At 73.4% G+C, this 21589-nt stretch carries 13 protein-coding genes, 1 pseudogene and 1 riboswitch; of the genes and pseudogenes, 5 read left to right on the top strand and 9 right to left on the bottom strand.

Translation table 11 applies throughout. The features are described from left to right. Positions 1–77: 77 nt before the first annotated feature. The gene (locus tag ABTY04_RS15205) at positions 78–1481 is read right to left on the bottom strand and encodes an NAD(P)/FAD-dependent oxidoreductase (RefSeq protein WP_352213839.1); all 1404 of its coding nucleotides are present in this window, start codon (positions 1479–1481) and stop codon (positions 78–80) included. A gap of 110 nt (positions 1482–1591) precedes the next feature. Next, entirely contained in the window at positions 1592–2524 is a 933-nt protein-coding gene (locus ABTY04_RS15200) for an oxidoreductase (RefSeq protein ID WP_352213838.1), read from the bottom strand. A gap of 174 nt (positions 2525–2698) precedes the next feature. Between ABTY04_RS15200 and cbiE the strand changes: the two genes are divergently transcribed. The 3 genes from cbiE to ABTY04_RS15185 are packed head-to-tail and all read left to right on the top strand — an operon-like array spanning position 2699 to position 5524. Beyond that, positions 2699–3973: a precorrin-6y C5,15-methyltransferase (decarboxylating) subunit CbiE gene (gene cbiE, locus ABTY04_RS15195; protein ID WP_352213837.1), complete on the top strand. Its 1275-nt coding sequence runs from the start codon at positions 2699–2701 to the stop codon at positions 3971–3973. Continuing rightward, a complete protein-coding gene (gene cobM, locus ABTY04_RS15190) occupies positions 3970–4719 on the top strand; it encodes a precorrin-4 C(11)-methyltransferase (protein WP_352213836.1) in 750 nt (249 codons plus the stop codon). The genes cbiE and cobM overlap by 4 nt, the downstream gene beginning before the upstream one ends. After that, positions 4709–5524, top strand: a complete 816-nt coding sequence (locus ABTY04_RS15185; RefSeq protein ID WP_352213835.1) for a cobalt-precorrin-6A reductase — start codon at positions 4709–4711, stop codon at positions 5522–5524. Before cobM ends, ABTY04_RS15185 begins: the two co-directional genes overlap by 11 nt. 29 nt (positions 5525–5553) lie before the next feature. Here ABTY04_RS15185 and ABTY04_RS15180 read toward each other — a convergent pair whose 3' ends face one another. The 4 genes from ABTY04_RS15180 to cobG all read right to left on the bottom strand — a co-directional run bounded on the left by ABTY04_RS15180 (position 5554) and on the right by cobG (position 9833). Then, positions 5554–6234, bottom strand: coding sequence for an HAD family hydrolase (locus ABTY04_RS15180; RefSeq protein ID WP_352213834.1), 681 nt, complete (start codon positions 6232–6234; stop codon positions 5554–5556). Between the two features lie 118 nt (positions 6235–6352). Further along, on the bottom strand, positions 6353–7840 hold the full coding sequence (locus ABTY04_RS15175) for a precorrin-2 C(20)-methyltransferase (protein WP_352213833.1): 1488 nt from the start codon (positions 7838–7840) through the stop codon (positions 6353–6355). Beyond that, the gene (locus ABTY04_RS15170; RefSeq protein WP_352213832.1) at positions 7837–8484 is read right to left on the bottom strand and encodes a precorrin-8X methylmutase; all 648 of its coding nucleotides are present in this window, start codon (positions 8482–8484) and stop codon (positions 7837–7839) included. The genes ABTY04_RS15175 and ABTY04_RS15170 overlap by 4 nt, the downstream gene beginning before the upstream one ends. Beyond that, on the bottom strand, positions 8481–9833 hold the full coding sequence (gene cobG / locus ABTY04_RS15165) for a precorrin-3B synthase (protein WP_352213831.1): 1353 nt from the start codon (positions 9831–9833) through the stop codon (positions 8481–8483). Before cobG ends, ABTY04_RS15170 begins: the two co-directional genes overlap by 4 nt. A gap of 709 nt (positions 9834–10542) precedes the next feature. After that, a riboswitch (cobalamin riboswitch) is annotated at positions 10543–10660 on the top strand. Positions 10661–10706: 46 nt separating this feature from the next. Between cobG and cobN the strand changes: the two genes are divergently transcribed. Continuing rightward, positions 10707–14318 (top strand): cobaltochelatase subunit CobN, encoded by a 3612-nt coding sequence (gene cobN, locus ABTY04_RS15160; RefSeq protein ID WP_352213830.1) that lies wholly within the window; start codon positions 10707–10709, stop codon positions 14316–14318. A gap of 526 nt (positions 14319–14844) precedes the next feature. Beyond that, positions 14845–16638: pseudogene (locus ABTY04_RS15155) on the top strand (terpene synthase family protein); the annotation flags it as partial. A gap of 395 nt (positions 16639–17033) precedes the next feature. Here ABTY04_RS15155 and ABTY04_RS15150 read toward each other — a convergent pair. The 3 genes from ABTY04_RS15150 to ABTY04_RS15140 form a co-directional block, all read right to left on the bottom strand. Beyond that, positions 17034–18329: a YncE family protein gene (locus tag ABTY04_RS15150; RefSeq protein ID WP_352213829.1), complete on the bottom strand. Its 1296-nt coding sequence runs from the start codon at positions 18327–18329 to the stop codon at positions 17034–17036. 138 nt (positions 18330–18467) lie between these two features. Further along, positions 18468–19631, bottom strand: coding sequence for an XdhC family protein (locus ABTY04_RS15145; RefSeq protein ID WP_352213828.1), 1164 nt, complete (start codon positions 19629–19631; stop codon positions 18468–18470). Between the two features lie 74 nt (positions 19632–19705). Next, on the bottom strand, positions 19706–21169 hold the full coding sequence (locus ABTY04_RS15140; protein WP_352213827.1) for an NCS2 family permease: 1464 nt from the start codon (positions 21167–21169) through the stop codon (positions 19706–19708). Positions 21170–21589 lie beyond the last annotated feature (420 nt).

Genomic DNA, 21589 nt, shown 5'->3' with positions numbered 1-21589 from the left:
CAGCAGCCGCTTCGACGACGGGGTCCGCGGCGTGTACGAGCGGTCCGTCGCCGCGGCCCCGGGATCCCAGGGACCGCCTAGGAACCGGAGTCCGGCGGGCCGGGGTGGTGGGGCGGGTAGGCGGTGGTCTCCGGGATCGTCGGCAGGCGCCACTTGGACAGGACCCGGATCACCGTGCCCGGGCTCAGCAGGGTGTTCGGCGAGGCGGACAGCGAGAGCACCCCGAAGAAGGGGCGGGAGATCTCCGGGTCGGCGTTGGCGCCCACGATCACCCGGGACATGTAGGCCTGCAGGACCTTGGTCGCCCGGTCGGGCGGGGGCCCCTCGGTCTCCGGGTACCGCATGTCCTCACTGGTGGCGATCTGCCAGGCCACGTCGGCGGCGGCGGCCGTACGCCGCTGGATCCGCCGTGCGGCACCGGCGATCTCGCGGGGCGCGAGACCCCGGATGGCGCCGGCCAGTGCATCCGCCGCGAGGGCGGCCACCGTCATCCCGTGCCCGTACACGGGGTTGAACCGGCAGGCCGCGTCGCCGAGGACGACGAATCCGGCCGGCCAGCGGTCGAGGCGCTCGTAGTGGCGCCATTCGTTCGCGGTGCTGCGGAATCCCGTGGGCGAGGAGAGCGGTTTGGCGTCGCGGAGGGCGTCGTACAGGGCCGGGGTGCGCAGGCTGCGCGTGTACGCGAGGAACTCCTCGTCCCCCGTCGGCGGGGCGTGTTCGCCGTTGCCTATCAGGGTGGCCAGCCAGCGGCCGTCGTCGAGGGGCACCAGTACTCCCCCGCGCGGGCTGTCGGGGCGGCCCTGGACGTACATCCCCTGCCAGCGACGGGCCGGATCCGGCGGGATCTCGTAGTAGCGGCTGGAGTAGCCGAGATGGGAGTCGTAGCGGGTGGTCGCCGGGGCCGGGTGGCCGAGGGCGGCGAGCCAGGCCGGTGCGCGGGAGGTCCGCCCGGTCGCGTCGACCACGAAGCGGGCGGCCAGCGGCCCGCCCTCGCGCAGCCGCACGCCGGTGACGGAGCGCCCGTCCGGTCCGGCGACGAGTCCGGTCACCGTCGATCCGGAGCGGACCGTGATGCGGTCGTCCCGCAGCACCTCTCGGCGTACCGTCCAGTCGATCAGCTCGCGGCTGCCGATCAGGATCCGGGACCCCGGAACCGGGTGGAACCAGTCGGCCGGGCTCAGCCACAGGAAGTCCCGCGGCGACTCCATCAGGGCCGCCCCTGCCGCCAGCAGCTCGCGGGTCACCCCGGGCAGCAGCCCTTCCATCAGCTCCAGGCCCCGCGACCACAGCACGTGCACGTGCCGGGACTGCGGCACGCCGGGCCGGAAGGCCGGTCCGGTGTCCGGCAGTTCGTCCCGCTCCACCACGGTCACGCGCGCGAACCTCTGGGCGAGCGCCCGCGCCGCCAGCAGCCCTGCCATGCCGGCGCCGAGGACCACCGCGTGATCGTGGGCTTCTGGGTGGTTGTCCGTGTCGTCCATGGCGCCGAGTCTCCCGCGACGGCCGCACCCCGGATCAGGTCCCGCCCGGGGCGCCCCGAGGCACCCCGGGGGCGGACGGGCTCACGACGGGGCGCCCGGACCGGACCGGGTCACCGGGCGAGGGAGGGGTACGAGACGGCGGTGAGCTTCTCCGAGGCCGCCCAGAGCCGTTCGCCGGACGTGTCGTCCAGGGTCCACTTCGCCCGTGGGGAGCGGACGGGCGCCCCGCGCCAGCCGAGCCGCGGTCCGAAGAACTCGTCGGGCCGCACCCCCGGCGCGGTGGCCGCGTACAGCGTGGGCAGCGCCCCGGAGGCGGCGGGCTGGGCGAGGACGGCGGCGCCGAGCCCCAGCAGCCGCGACATGGGGCGCAGGCCCTCCTGCCGCGAGGCCCCGACGTGCAGGTTGGTCGAGGCGTAGCCGGGGTGGGCGGCGGCCGCGACGATCCCGGAGCCGGCGGACCCGAGGCGCCGGGCCAGTTCGTGGGTGAAGAGCAGGTTGGCGGTCTTGGAGCGGCCGTACGCGATCCAGCGCCGGTAGCCCTGCTCGCTGTTCAGGTCGTCGAGGTCGACGTCGCCGAGCGCGTGGAACCCGCTGGAGACGGTGACGACCCGGGCTCCCGGGGGCGCGGCGAGCAGCCGGGGCAGGAGCAGTCCGGTCAGCGCGAAGTGGCCGAGGTGGTTGACCCCGAACTGGGTCTCGAAGCCGTCGGCGGTCCGCCCGTGCGGCAGGGCCATCACGCCCGCGTTGTTCACGAGAAGGTCGAGGGAGCGGCGGCGCTGTCCGTACGCCTGCGCGAACTCCCGTACGGAGGCCAGGTCGGCCAGGTCCAGCGGCGCGAACTCGGCCTCGGCCCGGGGGACTTCTGCGCGCAGCCGTACGACTGCGGCCCGGCCGCGGACCGCGCTGCGGCAGGCCAGCACCACGTCCGCCCCACGCCGGGCGAGCTCCCGCGCCGCCACGTAGCCGATACCGCTGTTGGCACCCGTCACGACGGCGGTCCGGCCGCTCTGGTCGGGGATGTTCTCGGCGTTCCAGCCAGGCATGTGAGCTCCCTCGCGACGGTGCGGTGAGGCGGGGCCCACCGGGGTTACCGAGGGTAGACCTCCCGCTCCTCGGGGGCGGAGCCGGGGGCTGGGCCCCCGGCCAGTAGGCTGCGGGTCCACCCGCTTCCCTTACCGTTCCCGAGGTACCGCGCAGTGAGTTCAGGACCGCCCCCCATGCCTGTGTCGGTCGTCGGCCTCGGTGCCGACGGCTGGACCGGGCTCACCGCCGCCGCGCGGTCCGCGCTGATCGAGGCCGAGGTGCTGATCGGCGGGCCGCGGCAGTTGGACCTGCTGCCGTCCGGCGAGTGCGCAGGCGAGCGGGTGGCCTGGCCGAGCCCGCTGCGGCCGGCCGTGCCGAGGCTGATGGCCGAGCACGCGGGCCGCCGGATCGCCGTGCTGGCCAGCGGCGACCCCATGTTCTACGGGATCGGCCGGGCCCTGGCGCAGGAGCTCGGGCCGGACGCCCTGCGGGTCCACCCGCATCCCTCTTCGGTGTCGTACGCCTGTGCCCGCCTGGGCTGGCCGGTGGAGGATACCGAGGTGGTCACGGTGGTCGGCCGCCCGGTGGCCCGCCTCGCGGCCGCGCTGTACGAGGGCCGGCGGGTGCTGGTGCTCAGCGCCGGGGCGGCGAGCCCGGCCGAGATCGCCGCTCTGCTCCGGGAGCGGGGCTTCGGCCCGAGCCGGATGCGGGTGCTGGAGCAGCTCGGCTCCGAGCGCGAGGACACGTACGAGGGCCGGGCCGACGGCTGGGACCGCGCGCCGGGCGATCCGCTGAACGTGGTGGCCGTGGACTGCCGCCGCGACGAGGAGAGCGGGGTCCCGCGGCTCGGTGCGACCCCCGGCCTGCCCGACACCGCGTACGAACACGACGGCCAGCTCACCAAGCGGCACGTCCGGGCCGCGACCCTGTGCGCTCTCGCCCCGGCCCCCGGTGAGCTGTTGTGGGACATCGGCGGCGGTTCCGGCTCCATCGGCATCGAGTGGATGCGGACGCACCCCTCGTGCCGGGCGGTGGCCGTCGAGCGCGTCGAGGAGCGGGCGGCCCGCATCACCCGCAACGCGGCGGCGCTCGGCGTGCCGGGGCTGCGCGTGGTCACCGGTGCCGCTCCCGCGGCCCTGGCCGGGCTCCCGGCCCCCGACGCGGTGTTCATCGGCGGCGGGCTGACCGCGCCGGGCCTGCTGGACGCGGCCTGGGCGGCGCTGGCCCCGGGCGGCCGGCTGGTGGTCAACACCGTGACCCTGGAGTCGGAGGCGGTCCTCACCGAGCGCTACCGTCGCCACGGCGGCGACCTGGTCAAGCTCGCCGTGGCGCACGCGGTGCCGGTCGGCGGGTTCACCGGCTGGCGGCAGGCGATGCCCGTCACGCAGTGGTCCGTGGCCAAGCCCCGGCCGCGAGCACAGGACAACACCGAAGCGACCGCACGGAACGAAAAGGATCAGACGATATGACCGTGTACTTCATCGGTGCGGGCCCCGGCGCCGCCGACCTGATCACGGTGCGCGGTGCACGGACGCTGGCCGCCGCCCCGGTCTGCCTGTACGCGGGCAGCCTGGTCCCGCGCGAACTGCTGGCCGAGTGCCCGCCGGACGCCCGCCTGGTCGACACCTCGCAGCTGAACCTCGACGAGATCATCGCCGAGTGCGTACGGGCCCACGCGGCGGGCGAGGACGTGGCACGGCTCCACTCGGGCGACCCTTCGATCTTCAGCGCGGTCGCGGAGCAGATGCGGCGGCTCGACGCGGCCGGCATCCCGTACGAAGTGGTGCCCGGCGTCCCGGCGTTCGCCGCGGCGGCGGCCGCACTGAAGCGGGAGCTGACGGTCCCCACCGTCGGCCAGACCGTGATCCTGACCCGGATCGCCCAGCAGGCCACCCCGATGCCGCCCGGCGAGGACCTGGCCACGCTCGGCCGCAGCGGCGCGCTGCTGGTCCTGCACCTGGCCACGCGCTACGTGGACCGGGTCGTCGGTGAACTGCTTCCGCACTACGGGGCCGAGTGCCCGGTCGCAGTGGTGGCGATGGCCAGCCGCCCCGACGAGCTGATCCTGCGCGGCACGCTGGCCGACATCGCCGACCAGGTGAAGGGGGCGGGCCTGGTGCGCACCGCGGTCATCATCGTGGGCCGTACGCTCGGCGCCGAGCAGTTCCGCGACAGCCACCTGTACTCCCCCGAGCGCGACCGGCATGTCTGCTGACGGTACGGTCCCCGCCTGCCCGCACGTCCTGATCCTCGGCGGCACCACCGAGGCCCGGCGTCTCGCGGAGGTGCTGGCCGCCGCCAGGCCCGGGGGATCCGAGGGCTCCGCAGACCCCGTCCCGTACCGGGTGACCACCTCCCTCGCCGGACGGGTGGCCTCCCCGGTACTCCCGCCGGGCGGGACGCGGATCGGCGGGTTCGGCGGTCCGGAGGGCCTCGCGGCCTGGATCGCCGCCCACCGGGTCACCCACCTGGTGGATGCCACCCACCCGTTCGCGGAGCGGATGAGCTTCAACGCGGCCCGGGCAGCAGAGCTTTCGGGCGTTCCGCTGCTGGCGCTGCGCCGCCCCGGCTGGACCCTGGGGCCCGGGGACGCCTGGGCCTTCGCGGACGGCCTCGCCGAGGCGGCGGCGCTGCTCCCCGGGCTCGGCAGCCGGGTCTTCCTGACCACCGGCCGGATGGGGCTGCACTGCTTCGCGCACCTGGCCGACCCGTGGTTCCTGGTGCGCTCCGTGGACCCGCCGGACGCGCCGGTGCCGCCGCGCCTCGAAGTCCTGCTGGCCCGCGGCCCGTTCACCCTCGACGACGAGCGGGAGCTGCTGGCCCGCCACCGGATCGACGTCCTGGTCACCAAGGACAGCGGCGGCTCGGCCACCGCCCCCAAGCTGACCGCGGCCCGCGAAGCCGGCATCCCGGTGCTCGTCGTGCGCCGCCCCCCGGTCCCGGAGGGCGTACCGGAGACGGCGACGGCGGCGGCCGCAGCCGACTGGCTGCGCGGTCACGGCCTCGCACGACGCACCTGAGCGGGCGCCGCAGGACCGTCCCGGGTGTGTCAGAAGAAGTCCAGGAGTTGCGTCAGGGAGGCGATGGAGGGCACGTCCGAGACGGCCGGGCCCCGGCACAGCGCGCGTCCGGCGTAGCCGAGACGGATCGCCGCGGCGACCAGGTCCGGATCGTCGTCGACGAACAGACACTCTGCAGGAGCGAGGTCCAGTGCGTCGCTGGCATGGCGGTACATGCGCGGGTCCGGCTTGGTGCAGCCGAGGACGGCGGAGATCGCGTACGCCTCGAAGAACCGGCCGATCCCGAGCCCGGCGTGGAGGGCGGGCAGGTCGGGCCAGGCGTCCGACACCACGGCCATCCGCACACCCCGGCGGCTCAGCACTTCCAGGGTCTCCTCGACGTCCGGGTACGTCTCCAGGAGCACGGACGGAGGGACTTCGCGGCGCAGGTCGCCGAGGAGCTGCGAGGTCGGCTCCACCCCGAGGTGGCGCAGCAGCACCCGGTGGTAGTCGTCGTAGTCGGGCGTCGACGGCGAGTCGGCGAAGAAGCGGTCCCCCTCGGTGATGGCCGCCGCGAACTGCTCCGGTGTGATCGATGGGGTGTGGGCGAGCACGGTCTGCTCGAAGTCCGCCCGCGGGTTCCAACGGCCGCCGATCGGCTGCATCAGCACGCCGCCCGAGTCGAAGAGGACGGCGCGCAGACGGGCAGGAGAGGCCGGCGGTGTCGTCACCCGGCCAGTCTGGCGAACGCGCGCCCGCTGGTCGACCCTTCTTCCGGCCAGAGAGACCGGCGAAGGCCGAAGGCCCGGGCGGCGTACCGCCCCGGGCCTTCGTCGTACCGCCGCCCGCTCAGGGGTAGCGGCGCGGGGTCCAGGTGACCCGGGAGCCGTCGGGCCGCTCCGTGACCCGGGTCTGCGAGGACCCGATCAGCAGGATGGTGCGCATGTCCACCTCGGACGGCTCCAGTTCGCCGAGCGGGAGGATGCGGACCGACTGCTCCGGGCCGCCCACGTCCCGTGCGACGACCACCGGGGTCTGCGGCGAACGCAGCTCAAGCAGCAGCTCCTTGGCCTGGGCGACCTGCCAGGTCCGGCTGCGCGAGCCGGGGTTGTACAGGGCGAGCACCAGGTCCGCGGCGGCGGCGGCGCGCAGCCGCTGCGCGATGACCTCCCACGGCTTGAGCCGGTCGGACAGGGAGATGGTGGCGTAGTCGTGGCCGAGCGGGGCCCCGGCCGCGGCGGCTGCCGCGTTGGCGGCGGTCACCCCCGGCAGGACCCGTACGGGGACGTCCTTGTACTCCGGCTGCCCGGCGACCTCCAGGACGGCGGTGGCCATGGCGAAGACGCCCGGGTCGCCGCCGGAGACCACGGCCACACGCTTGCCGCGGCGGGCGAGGTCGAGCGCGAACTCGGCGCGCTCCGACTCGACCTTGTTGTCGGAGCCGTGCCGGATCTGGCCCGGCTTCACGGGTACGCGGTCCAGGTACGTGGTGTACCCGACGAGCACCTCCGCATCGGCCAGTGCCCGCCGCGTCTCGGGGGTGAGCCAGAGCGGCCCGGCCGGCCCGGTGCCGACCACGGCGACCTCGCCGGGCCCGGACGGCACGCTGCCCGGGTTTCCGATGCGGCTGGGCACGACGGCGACGGCGAAGTACGGGACGCTCTCGGGGTCGGTCTCCGCCAGGACGCCGGTCCGCTCGCCCTCCATCGTGGCGCGCTCGACGTAGCGCGCCTCGGCGAGGCGGCCGCTGCCCTCCATCGCGCGGCGCACGGCGGGGAAGGTGCGGCCGAGCTTCATGACGACCGCGGAGTCGGTGGCGGCGAGGCGGGCGGTGAGCTCCTCCTCGGGCAGGGTGCCGGGCAGGATCGTCAGCACCTCCTCGCCCTCGACGAGCGGGGTGCCGAGGCGGGCGGCGGCGGCGCTGACCGAGGTCACGCCGGGGATCACCTCGGCCTCGTACCGGTCGGCGAGCCGCTTGTGCATGTGCATGTACGAGCCGTAGAAGAGCGGGTCCCCCTCGGCGAGCACGGCGACGGTCCGGCCGTTGTCCAGGTGCGCGGCCAGCCGGGCGGCGGACGCCTCGTAAAACTCTTCCATCGCCCCCTGGTAGCCGCCGGGGTGGTCGGTGGTCTCGGTGGTGACCGGGTAGACCAGCGGTTCCTCGATGTGGTCGGCGCGCAGGTGCTTCGCCGCGATGGAGCGTGCGATCGAGCGGCCGTGGCGGGCGCTGTGGTACGCGACGACGTCGGCCTCGGCGATCACCTCGACGGCCCGCAGGGTCATCAGGGAGGGGTCGCCGGGACCGAGCCCGACGCCGTACAGCTTTCCGGTGCTCATTCTTCCTCGCTCGCGATCGCGTTGACGGCGGCTGCCGCGATGGCGCTGCCACCGCGCCGGCCGCGCACGATCAGGTGGTCCAGGTCCGAGGAGTGCGCGGCGAGGGCGTCCTTGGATTCGGCGGCTCCGATGAAGCCGACCGGGACGCCGACGACGGCGGCAGGGCGCGGGGCGCCCTCCTCGATCATCTCCAGCAGCCGGAACAGCGCGGTCGGCGCGTTGCCGACGGCGATCACGGAGCCCTCCAGCAGGCCCCGGTCGCGCCAGACTTCGAGCGCGGCGGCGCTGCGCGTGGTGCCCATCTTCGCGGCGAGGGCCGGCACTGCCGGATCGGAGAGGGTGCAGATCACCTCGTTGTCGGCGGGCAGTCGCTTGCGGGTGACACCGCTGGCGACCATCTGCACGTCGCAGAGGATCGGCGCGCCGGCGGACAGGGCGGCACGCGCGCGGAGCACGACGTCCGGGGTGTAGCCGAGGTCCTGGGGCAGGTCGGTCATTCCGCAGGCGTGAATCATGCGCACCGCGACCTGGGCGACGGAGGCGGGGAGCCCGGAGAGGTCCGCCTCGGCGCGGATCGTGGCAAAGGACTGGCGGTAGATCGCCGCGCCGTCCTTCTCGTACTCGAACACTGTGTACTCGCTCATTTCTTCGCTGCGTCGTGGGAGGTGGTGCGGCGTGCGTCCGCGAGGGCCGCGGGAAGTTCGGAGGTCTGTACGCCGCGGCGCGGGGTGCGGCCCGGCGCGGAGAGGTCGTACCCGGCGGAGGTGGCGACCACGTCCACCCATGCGGTGCCGCGGGGGTGTCCGCACCGGCGTTCGCATCCGGACCAGTGCACGGGCATGGGGCATCCCCTGCTCGAAGAGCTCGGGGAGGGGCCGGTCGCCCGTTCGACGACGGCCTGCGCGTCGGCGCGTACGTCCGCGAGGGATTTGGCGCAACCGGGGCGGCCGGTGCAGGCGGTGACGGACCGCCAGGGGCTGTCGGGGGCGGTGATCAGGCCGGCGTCCGCGAGGACGGCGAGGGCGTCGGCGGCGGTGCCCGCGGGCAGGCCGGGGACGACGATCCCGCGCCAGGGGGTCAGGCGGAAGCGGCCCGTGAGGCCGGCCAGCCGGCGCCACTGCGCGGTGGTCAGCCGGCCGAGCGGGGCGAGCACGCTGAGCGCGGCGGTGCCGTGCGGGCCGTCGGGGCCGTCTGGGCCGTCGACCACGCCGGGCTCGGGGGCCCGGCCGTGCGGGGCGGCGGTATCCCGCACGGCGCGGGCCTCGATCCCGGCGGCAGCCAGACGGGCGGTCAACTCGGCGGAGCGCAGTGCCTGTTCGGCGGGGAGTTCGCAGACCCGCCAGGCCCGGGTGCCGGCTTCGCGGACGGCGTCGAGGAAGTACTCGGCGGCCACGCGGGCGGCCCGGGGCGCGTCGGCGGTGGCCACGAGCACGGCGTCCGCCGGGTCGGCCGTCCACAGCAGGGCCCGGTCCGCGTCCCGGGCGGCCAGGTTGACGTCCGCGGCGAGCGAGGTCACGTCGCCGCGGCCGTCGTCGAGGGCGAACAGGAAGCGTCCGGACAGCTCGGCGGCGGGCGCGCTCGCGCACAGCAGCCGGTCCAGTTCCCCGACCCAGGGGGCCACGTCCGGCAGGCCGCGCCGGTCGAGACCGGTCAGCGGCGAGGCGACGATGTTGCGGACCCGCTCGTGGGTGGGCGCGGGCAGCAGCCCGGCGCGGACGAGCACCGCCTGCAGTTCGCCGCCGCAGCTCGCACCGAGTCCGCGCAGCTGCGCGTTGCCGCGCGAGGTGAGGTCGATGTGCCCGTCGCCGAGCCGGTCCGCGGCATCGGCGAGCAGCCGGGCCGCGCCCTCATCGAGCATCCCGCCGGGAATCCGGACCCGGGCCAGGTACCCGTCGTCGGCCGCGTGCAGCCGCAGCGCACCGGGGCAGGCGTCACCGCGATCCCGTATGACGGGTTCGTCCCGCGATGCGGCGGAAGGGGGTTGGGGCGGCATGGCGGCGAGCATACCCACGATTACGGCGACCCGACCTGTGGCCGTCACCACCCCGCCGCTTCGGGCCCGACCTGGCCGGATACCACCGCAGGGGCGGCACGGGGCCCGGAGCACCCGGTCCGGCGTCCGCGGCCGGTGAGTTGACCGGCGCCGCCGGGGGAGGCGCCTGCACACCGAGCGGCCCGAGGCCCGGGCTGCGCGGCAATGGCGGGAAGCCGAACCCGCGGCCCCGGACCCACCGATCGCCCGATGCGCGCCGGCCCACCGAGCGGCACGCGCCCGGGCCGGCTCCTGCCCGGCAAGGCAGCGCGAGGTGCAGCCGCGGGCAACGGGCGGCGCAAAGCCGGACATCCGCGCCCATGACCTGACCTCCCGCGCCGCGTATGCGCCGGCTCACCGGGCGGCGCGCGCCCGGGCTCGCGCCTGCGCGGCGAACCTGCCCGCGATGTGGAGCCGCGCACCGGGCGGCGCAAAGGCACGCGCCGCGCCCGCGACGCGGCGCCCGGCGCCGAATGCGCGCAGGCACACCAGGACGGCACAGGGTTCCGGCGCGCGCCCGCGCCAAGCCGGCGCACCCCGCGGGCCCGGGAGCTGCGCCCGCGCCGGGTGCCGGCGTGCGCCGGGCTCCGCCGGCCGTGCTCCCGCCCGCGCGCCACCCCCACTCCCGGCCAGGGAAAACGCCACCTAAGATGACCACCGGCGGCGCCACACGGCCCGCCATCGCCGAGGACGGCGACATGGGAGGAAGCCCGGTGCGATTCCGGCGCGGTCCCGCCACTGTGAACCCTGCAGAGCATTCCGCCGGGTGAGTCAGGAACTCCCGCCGTCCAAACTGCCCGGGGCGCGGAAACCCCGAGGAAGGCCTGCCGCCGCATGATCCTGCTGCTGTCGACGTCCGACACCGATCTGCTCAGCGCCCGCGCCGCCGCGGACGGCCCTGTGCCGTACCGGTTCGCGAACCCCTCCCGCCTTCCCCTCGAAGACCTCCCGGGACTGCTCGACGGCGTCGACCTGGTCGTCGTCCGCCTCCTCGGCGGCCTGCGCGCCTGGCAGGACGGCCTCGACCTGCTCCTGGCCCCCGGGCAGACCCGCCCGGTGGTCGTCCTCACCGGCGAACAGGCCCCGGACGCCCAGCTGATGGAGGCCTCCACGGTCCCGATCGGCATCGCGGCCGAGGCGCACGGCTACCTCGCGCACGGCGGCCCCGCCAACCTGGACCAGCTGGCCCGGTTCCTGTCCGACACGGTGCTCCTCACCGGCCACGGCTTCGAGCCGCCCACCGCGGCGCCCACCTGGGGCCCGCTGGAGCGCACCCCCGTACGCCCGTACGGTCCGCGCATCGCCGTGCTGTACTACCGCGCCCACCAGATGAGCGGCAACACCGCCTTCGTGCACGCCCTGTGCGACGCGATCGTGGAGACCGGCGGCACGCCCGTACCGCTGTACGTCTCCTCCCTGCGCACCCCGGAACCGGAGCTGATCGCCGAACTGGAGTCGGCGGACGCGATCATCACCACGGTCCTCGCGGCCGGCGGCACCAAGCCCGCCACCGCTTCGGCCGGCGGCGACGACGAGTCCTGGGACGCGGGCGCGCTGGCCGCGCTGGGCGTGCCGGTCCTCCAGGCCCTGTGCCTGACCGGCTCGCGCAGCGCCTGGGAGGACAACGACGAGGGCCTCTCCCCGCTCGACGCCGCGACGCAGGTCGCCGTCCCCGAGTTCGACGGCCGCCTGATCACCGTCCCCTTCTCCTTCAAGGAGTTCGACGAGGACGGCCTGCCCGCGTACGTGGCCGACCCCGAGCGCGCCGCCCGCGTCGCCGGCATCGCCGTCCGGCACGCCCGGCTGCGGCACATCGAGCGCCGCGACAAGAAGATCGCGCTCGTCCTCTCCGCGTACCCCACCAAGCACTCCCGCATCGGCAACGCGGTCGGCCTCGACACCCCGGCCAGCGCCGTGGAGCTGCTGCGCACCCTGATCGCGGGCGGCTACGACTTCGGCCCCGTCGAGGACATCCCGGGTCTGGTCTCCGGCGACGGCGACGAGCTGATCCGCGCCCTGATCGAGGCCGGCGGCCACGACCAGGACTGGCTGACCGAGGAGCAGCTGGCCCGCAACCCGGTCCGGATCCCGGCCGCCGACTACAAGCGGTGGTTCGCCGAGCTCCCCGCCGAGCTGCGGGGCAGCGTCGAGGAGCACTGGGGCGAGGCCCCGGGCAACATGTTCGTCGACCGCTCGGCCAACCCCGAAGGGGACATCGTCCTCGCGGCCCTACGCCGCGGCAACCTCCTCATCCTCATCCAGCCGCCGCGCGGCTTCGGCGAGAACCCGATCGCGATCTACCACGACCCGGACCTGCCGCCCTCGCACCACTACCTGGCCGCGTACCGCTGGATCCAGGCGCGCGCCGAGGACGGCGGCTTCGGCGCCGACGCGATGATCCACCTGGGCAAGCACGGCAACCTGGAGTGGCTGCCGGGCAAGAACGCCGGCCTGTCGGCGGCCTGCGCGCCCGACGCAGCGCTCGGCGACCTGCCGCTCATCTACCCGTTCCTGGTCAACGACCCGGGCGAGGGCACCCAGGCCAAGCGCCGCGTGCACGCCACCCTGGTCGACCACCTGGTGCCGCCGATGGCGCGCGCGGAGTCGTACGGCGACATCGCGCGCCTGGAGCAGCACCTCGACGAGTACGCGCAGATCTCCGCGATGGACCCGGCCAAGCTGCCGGCCATCCGCGCCCAGATCTGGACGCTGATCCAGGCCGCGAAGCTCGACCACGACCTGGGTCTGGAGGAGCGCCCGGACGACGACGGCTTCGACGACTTCCTGCTGCACGTCGACGGCTGGCTGTGTGAGGTCAAGGACGCCCAGATCCGTGACGGCCTGCACGTCCTGGGCGGCGCACCGACCGGCGAGGCCCGCGTCAACCTGGTCCTCGCGATCCTGCGCGCCCGTCAGATCTGGGGCGGCACCACGGCCCTGCCCGGCCTGCGCGAGGCGCTCGGCCTGGACGAGTCCGCGGCCACCCGTACGACCGCGGACGAGGCGGAGGAGGCTGCCCGCGCGCTGGTCCAGGCGATGGAAGACGCGGACTGGGCCCCGGAGGCGGTGGCTTCGGTCGCGGCCGGATACTCGGCGGACGTGGCGGCCGTACTGGACTTCGCCGCCCGCGAGGTCGTCCCGCGCCTGGCCGGCACCACGGACGAGATCGCCCACGTGGTCTCGGCCCTGGACGGCCGCTTCGTCCCGGCCGGCCCCTCCGGCTCGCCGCTGCGCGGCCTGGTCAACGTCCTCCCGACCGGCCGCAACTTCTACTCGGTGGACCCGAAGGCCGTGCCCTCCCGCCTCGCATGGGAGACCGGCCAGGCGCTCGCCGAGTCGCTGCTGAACCGCTACCGCACGGACAACGGCGAGTGGCCCGCCTCCGTCGGCCTGTCGCTGTGGGGCACGAGCGCGATGCGCACCTCCGGTGACGACGTCGCCGAGGCGCTGTCGCTGCTCGGCATCCGGCCGGTATGGGACGAGGCCTCGCGCCGCGTCACGGGCCTGGAGCCGATCCCACTCGACGAGCTGGGCCGTCCGCGCATCGACGTGACGCTGCGCATCTCGGGCTTCTTCCGGGACGCGTTCCCGCACGTCATCGGCCTGCTGGACGACGCCGTGCGGCTCGCGGCCTCGCTCGACGAGCCGGCGGACGGCAACTTCGTCCGGGCCCACGCCCAGGCGGACCTGGCCGAGCACGGCGACGAGCGGCGCGCGACGACCCGTATCTTCGGCTCGCGGCCGGGCACGTACGGCGCCGGCATCCTCCAGCTGATCGACTCCCGCGACTGGCGTACGGACGCCGACCTCGCGGAGGTCTACACGGTGTGGGGCGGCTACGCGTACGGCCGCGGCCTGGAGGGCCGTCCGGCGCGTGCCGAGATGGAGACGGCGTACAAGCGGATCACGGTGGCCGCGAAGAACACGGACACCCGCGAGCACGACATCGCCGACTCGGACGACTACTTCCAGTACCACGGCGGCATGGTGGCCACGGTGCGCGCTCTGCGGGGCACGGCCCCGGAGGCGTACATCGGCGACTCCACCCGCCCGGAGACGGTCAAGACCCGCACCCTGGTGGAGGAGACCAGCCGCGTCTTCCGCGCCCGCGTGGTGAACCCGAAGTGGATCGAGGCGATGCGCCGCCACGGCTACAAGGGCGCCTTCGAGCTGGCGGCGACCGTGGACTACCTGTTCGGGTACGACGCCACGACGGGCGTGGTGGCGGACTGGATGTACGACAAGCTGACCGAGACGTACGTCCTGGACCCGGAGAACCGCGCCTTCCTGGAGGAGGCCAACCCCTGGGCCCTGCACGGCATCGCGGAGCGTCTGCTGGAGGCCGAGTCCCGCGGCATGTGGGAGAAGCCGGACCCCCAGATCCTCGAATCCCTCCGCCAGGTGTACCTGGACACGGAGGGCAACCTGGAGGGCGAGGCCGAGTAGTCCGCGCCGGAGCCGGACGGGCAGGCTGAGCAGGCCGCGGTGGCGGGGGTTGGGCTGCCACCGCGCCTCGTGCGTCTCGTGCAGCCGCAGGCGGGGGAAGCGCTCAATGATCCGGGTGAGGGCGATCTCGCCCTGGAGGCGGGCGAGCGGCGCTCCGAGGCAGTGGTGGATGCCGAATACACATGCCACCGGTCTTCGGGCGCATGGCCTCGGAGGGGGCGGCGGGGCGGGCGCGGGGGCGCGGAAGCAGTGGCCGTATCCCCCGCCAAGCCCCCGCGCCACGGAACGGCTCCTGCGTCACCTGAAGCGGTGAACTCCCCCGTATCCCCGCGGCCACGGGGGTAGGGCACTGCTGATCTCGTGCGGGGGTCGCAGCCAGGGCCCCCGCATCCTCGGACGGAAAGGCCCGCCCGCCGTGACGCAGCCGTTTCAACTGCCGGATTTCTACGTACCGTATCCGGCGCGACTGAACCCCCGCCTGGAGGCCGCGAGAACGCACACCAAGCAGTGGGCCCGCGGCTTGGGGATGCTGGAGGGGTCCGGCGTCTGGGACGAGAACGACCTCGACTCGCACGACTACGCGCTGCTGTGCTCGTACACCCACCCCGACTGCGACGGCGACGCGCTGGACCTGGTCACCGACTGGTACGTGTGGGTGTTCTTCTTCGACGACCACTTCCTGGAGGTCTACAAGCGCACCCTGGACCGCGAGGGCGCGAAGAAGTACCTCGACGGGCTGGCCGCCTTCATGCCGATGGACCTCGCCGACGGGTTCCCCGAGCCCGCGAACCCGGTCGAGGCGGGCCTCAAGGACCTGTGGTCGCGGACCGTGCCCGCGATGTCGATGGACTGGCGGGAACGATTCTCCGAGTCGACGCGGAACCTCCTCAACGAGTCCATGTGGGAGCTCCACAACATCAACATCGGCCGTGTGGCCAACCCGCTCGAATACATCGCGATGCGCCGCAAGGTCGGCGGCGCCCCCTGGTCCGCCGGGCTGGTCGAGTACGTGTCCGCCGAGGTGCCGGCCCGGGTCGCGCACGCGCGTCCGGTCGAAGTGCTGCGCGACGCCTTCGCCGACGCGGTGCACATCCGCAACGACATCTTCTCCTACCAGCGCGAGGTCGAGCAGGAAGGCGAACTCTCCAACGCCGTCCTGGTGCTGGAGACCTTCCTGAAGTGCACCACCCAGGAGGCCGCCGACCTGTCGAACGACCTGCTGACCTCGCGGCTCCAGCAGTTCGAGCACACGGCCCTCGCCGAGGTGCCCGCGCTCGCCGCCCGGCATGGGCTCGGCCCCGTCGAGACGGCGTCCGTCCTCGCGTACGCGAAGGGCCTCCAGGACTGGCAGTCGGGCGGCCACGAATGGCACATGGTCTCCAGCCGCTACATGAACGAGGAGGCCCGGGGAGCCGCCCCGCTCACGCTGCCCTTCATGCCCAGCGGTCCCGGTTCCGCCGCACTCGACCTGCGGTCCTTGTTCACCCCGCGCGCCATGGACATGCGTCGGCGCAGCTTCACGCACGTGCCGTTCCAGAAGGTGGGCCCCTCGCTGCTGCCCGAGTTCCACCTGCCGTTCCCGCTCACCCTCAGTCCGCACCTGGACCGGGCCCGCCGGGAACTGGCGGTCTGGTGCCGGGAGATGGGCCTGCTGCATCCGCAGCCCGGCGACCCCGGCTCCGACATCTGGGACGAGGCCAAGCTGGTCGGCATGGACTTCGCGCTGTGCTCGGCGGGCATCGACCCCGACGCCACGCCCGAGGCGCTGAGCCTGAGCGCGCAGTGGCTGGCCTGGGGCACGTACGCGGACGACTACTACCCCAAGGTCTTCGGCGGCCCGAAGTCACCCGGCGCGGCCCGGGCGGCGACCGACCGGCTGATCTCCATGATCCCGGTCGACCCGGCCGATGCCCCTGAGCCGGTCACCGCGATGGAACGGAGCCTGAAGGACCTGTGGGCCCGCACCGTCGCCGGGATGAGCGCTGCGATGCGCGCGGAGTTCCGCGGGCACATGACCGGGATGCTGGACAGCTGGGTCTGGGAGACCGGCAACGCCGTCGTGAACCGGATTCCCGACCCGGTCGACTACGCCGAGATGCGCCGCTTCACGTTCGGCGCGTACCCGACGATGTTCCTGGCCAGGTCCGGACACGAGGGCGACGGCGTCCCGCCCGAGGTCTACCGGGACGGCGTGATGCGCTCGCTGGAGAGCGCCGCCGCGGACGTCGGGTGCATCGTCAACGACCTCCACTCGTACCAGAAGGAGATCGAGGTCGAGGGCGGGGTCCACAACCACGTCCTCGTCACCCAGAACTTCTTCGGCGTCGGCTACCCCCAGGCGTTCGGGATCGTCGCGGACCTGCTCGTGCAGCGCACCAGGGAGTTCGAGCACATCCGGGACCACCAGCTGCCGGTGCTGTACGAGGACCACGGACTCGGCCGCACGGAGCGCGCCTCGCTCGACGCGTACGTGCGGGAGCTGGAGGACTGGATGGCCGGCGTACTCAACTGGCACCGGAGCGTACGCCGTTACCGCGACGAGGACCTGCATCCGAAGCCCACCGGGCTCACTCCCGGGGCCTGGAGCTCCTTCTCCGCATGTCGGCGGCCCGGATCTCCCTGCCGGCCTGATCCCGGCGGGGCAGGGCGGACAGCCCGTCCGGGCGGGTCGCGCACCCCGCCCGGGCGGGCGAACGCCGCTCCTGCGGAATGCGGTTACCGCGGGCCGGTCCAGTCGGCCGGGACGTGCCCGAGCCGGACGCGCTGGGGATGGTCCCCGACGGGTACGGACACCCGCTTGGTCCCGGTGGCGAAGTCGATGGCGGTGACCCGGTCGGCGCCGCTCTCGGAGATCACGCAGGCCGAGCCGTCCCCGTCGACGGTGGCCCAGTACGGCTTGTCGGCGGGCACCAGCGGCCCCTCTGCGAGAGTGGCTCGGTCCACGACGGTGGCGTAGTCGTCCATCGTGCCCGCGACGCAGAGTCTGGCCCCGTCCGGGCTCATGGACAGGCCGTGGTGGCGGGAGTCGTTGACCCAGGTGGTGCGGTCCGCGTTGGTGGCGGCGCTGCGGGGAAGCTCCTTGATCCGGGTGATCCGGTCGGAGGCGACGTCGTACTCGACGACCCCGTTGAAGAAGGACACCTGGAAGTAGAGCGTGGACTCGTCGGGGCTGAACGACATCGGCCGGACGGCGTCGGACAGGTCCGGGCGGCCGAAGGCGTTCAGCCGCTCGCGCATGTCGATCACGCGGACCGTGCGGAAGGTCTGCGCGTCGACGACGGTGATCTTCCGGTCGCCCTTCGTCCAGTCCAGCCAGGGCGCGTCCAGCGCGGAGGTCACGTCCCCGATCGAGCTGTTCCACAGGTAGCGCCCGTCCCGGCTGAACGTGTTCTCGTGCGGCTTGTCCCCCGTCGGGAAGGAGCCGACCTGGCGGCCGGTCGCGATGTCCAGGACGTGCACGGTGTTGGCGGTGGAGGCGGAGACGGCGACGCGGGTGCCGTCCGGCGAGACCGCCATGTGGTCGGAGCGGTAGCCGGCGACGGGGAAGCGCCAGTTGACCCGACCGGTCCGCACGTCGATCGAGACGACGTCGGCGAAGCTGGGGCGGGAGGCGACCACGGCGGTGCCGTCCGGGGTGGTGTACATGTCGTCCACGAACTGGTCGTGGCCCTCACCCGCGGTGTTGCGGATGCCGAGGAAGAAGCCGAGCTTGATCGGATTGAGGTAGATCTCCCGGAGCCGCTCCTCCTTGTCGGGGATCATGTTGATCCGGCCGATCTTGGCGAGGTCCCCGGTGGAGGCGAGCACATCGGCGGTCCCCTCCCAGTTGTTGCCGACGAACAGCACCTCGCGGACGCCGGAGCCGGAGGCCGCCGGACCGGAGGCCGGGGCGGAGGCGGAAGCGGTTGCGGGGCCCGCCGCGAGCGAAACCGCGGCCAGCACGCAGCCGGCGAGGAGCGTGCGTACGGGAACAGTACGGGCGGTGCGTGCGGTGCGGGTATTCCGGGACATCCGCTCAACTCCGTTGCAGGAAGGCGCTGTTACCGGCCGGTAAAATAGGCGGAACAGCGAAAGGGCGCAACCCTCACGGAGTTGCGCCCTGCTGTCGCGCTACGACTCCTCCAGCGGCGCCGCAGAGCCCGCCGCCCTTCAGGCGACGGAGCCGATCCTGCCGATCACGGTGTTCGAGGTGTCCGGGTGGATCGGGATGTGCGCTCCGGTGAGGGCCGCGCCGGAGCCGCCCCGGCGGTTCGCGACGATCTCGGCGGCGATGGACAGCGCGGTCTCCTCCGGGGAGCGGGCTCCGAGGTCCAGGCCGATCGGGGAGCGCAGCCGGGCCAGTTCGAGCTCGGTCACGCCGACCTCGCGGAGCCGCTCGTTGCGGTCCTCGTGGGTGCGGCGGGAGCCCATGGCACCGACGTAGGCGACGGGAAGCCTGAGGGCCAGTTCGAGGAGCGGGACGTCGAACTTGGCATCGTGGGTGAGCACGCACAGGACGCTCCGGCCGTCCAGCAAACCCGCCGAGGACTGTGCCTCCAGGTAGCGGTGCGGCCATTCGACGACGATCTCGTCCGCCTCGGGGAAACGGTTCTTCGTCGCGAAGACGGGCCGCGCGTCGCACAGGGTCACGCGGTAGCCGAGGAATTTGCCGATCCGCACCAGGGCGGACGCGAAGTCGATCGCACCGAAGACGATCATCCGCGGCGGCGGGACGCTGGACTCGACGAGCACCTTGAGCGGCTCTCCGCACAGCCGCCCGTCGGCGCCGATCTCCAGCACACCGGTCCTGCCCGCGTCCAGCATGGCGCGGGCCTCCTCGGCGACGGTGCGGTCCAGCTCGGGGTGGCCCCCGAAACCGCCTTCGTGGCCGCCCTCGCCCCGGACGAGCACGGCCCGGCCCCTGAGCTCGGCCGGCCCCTCCGCGATCCGGGCGACCGCCGCGGCCTCGCCGTGGGCGGCCGCGGCCAGCGCGGCCTCGAACACCTGACGTGCGGGGGATCCCACGGGGACCGGGGTGACGAGGATGTCGATGATCCCTCCGCAGGTCAGGCCCACGGCGAAGGCGTCGTCGTCGCTGTAGCCGAAGCGCTCCTGGACGGTCTCGCCGTCCTCCAGCGCCTGCCGGCACAGCTCGTACACCGCGCCCTCCACGCATCCGCCGGAAACCGAGCCTATGGCCGTGCCCTCGCCGTCGACGGCGAGTGCGGCTCCGGGCTGCCGGGGCGCGCTCCCGCCGACCGCCACCACGGTGGCGACGGCGAAGTCACGTCCCTGCTCGACCCACCGGTTCAGTTCTTCGGCGATGTCCAGCATTGCGGCCTCCTCGGAGAGGTTCGGTTTCCAGTATCGGATGCGTGGAGGGTCAGGTCCTGATCACGGGCCCGGTCTTACTTCACACCGAGCCACGCCTCGATCGGGTGGAGGGCGAAGAAGACCAGGAAGACACCGGTCAGGACCCACATGAAGGCGCCGATCTCGCGGGCCTTGCCCTGCGCGATCTTGATGGCCACGTAGGAGATGACACCGGCGGCGACACCCGGGGTGATCGAGTACGTGAAGGGCATGACCACCACGGTCAGGAAGACCGGGATGGCGGTCGCGGTGTCGGACCAGTCCACGTGGCGGGCGTTCTGCATCATCATCGCGCCGATGACGACCAGGGCCGCGGAGGCGACCTCACCCGGGACGATCTGCGTGATCGGGGTGAAGAAGAGGCAGGCGGCGAAGAACAGGCCCGTGACGACGGAGGCGAGGCCCGTGCGGGCGCCCTCGCCGACGCCGGTGGCGGACTCGACGAACACGGTCTGGCCGGAGCCGCCGGTGAAGCCGCCGATGGCGCCGCCGGCACCGTCGATGAACAGCGCCTTGGACAGACCCGGCATGCGGCCCTTGTCGTCGGCGAGCTTGGCCTCGGTGCCGACACCGATGATGGTGGCCATCGCGTCGAAGAAGCCGGCGAGGACCAGGGTGAAGACGATCATGCCGACCGTCATGATGCCGACGTCGCCCCAGCCGCCGAACTCGACCTTGCCGAAGAGCGAGAAGTCGGGCATCGAGACCGCGGAGCCGTTCAGGGTCGGCGGACCGTTGCGCCAGGCCTTGGCGTCGATGTCGGCCACGGCGTTGAGGATCGCGGCGAGTACAGTGCCGCCGACGATGCCGATCAGGATCGCGCCGGGAACCTTGCGGGCCTGGAGCATGAAGATCGTGAGCAGGGTGACGCAGAAGATCAGGACGGGCCAGCCGGCGAGCTCGCCGACCGAACCGAGCTGGACCGGGGGACCGAACTCGGAGCCCTTGCCGACGAAGCCGGCCTTCACGAGGCCGATCAGCGCGACGAACATGCCGATGCCCATGGTGATCGCGTGCTTGAGCGCGAGCGGGATCGCATTCATGATCATCTCGCGGAGGCCGGTGACGACCAGGAGACAGATCACGACGCCGTACATCACGCACATGCCCATGGCCTGCGGCCAGGTCATCTGCGGGGCGACCTGCGAGGAGAGCACACCGGACACGGACAGGCCGGCGGCAAGGGCGAGCGGGACCTTGCCCACGAAGCCCATGAGCAGCGTGGTCAGGGCCGCGGCGAACGCGGTGGCGGTGATGAGAGCCTTCTGGCTCATGGTGTCTCCGGCGACGTCCTTGCCGGAGAGGATCAGCGGGTTGAGCAGGAGGATGTACGCCATGGCCATGAAGGTCGTGACTCCGCCACGAATTTCATTGCCGACGTTGGATCCTCTGTGGGTGATGTGAAAGTACCGGTCGAGCCAAGAACGCCCGGCGGGGGTACGAGAGCCGTCGCCGGCCTCTTCCGCGCTGGTCTTGGGCTCTACAGACGACTGGGTCATGGTGCCTAACTCCCAAGGTTCAAAGGGGCACCCGCATGGAGACTGGAGACGCGGGATTTGGGAAACGCCGTTTGGCTGCACGACCCGGGGTGACGGCCCGAGGCGACGCGAAGGTGCACTGCGTGTACTGCGGGTACTGCGGGGGTTCTGCGGTACTGACGGCGGCTCCGGGGTGCCGGGTCCACCGGGGGGTGTTCCTGTTGGGGTATTGCCGGTGGAACGGACCGCGAGCGGTGCGGTCTTTCGTACTCCGGACTTCTGGCTCCGGGCGGTGCGGCTGGAAGTGTGACGTTCCCTGTGCCACACCGCCCGGAGAGTCTGTGGGGGTCCGGGGGCCTCGCGGCCCCGGTCGGCCAGGCCGCGGTCGAGCGCTTCGCCGCCGACCAGGAGCAGCCGCAGCCCGCCGAGCAGCTCACGGCC

Source organism: Streptomyces sp. NPDC097981 (assembly GCF_040302565.1).
Taxonomy (GTDB): domain Bacteria; phylum Actinomycetota; class Actinomycetes; order Streptomycetales; family Streptomycetaceae; genus Streptomyces.
This window is presented reverse-complemented; position numbering and strand designations above follow the sequence as displayed.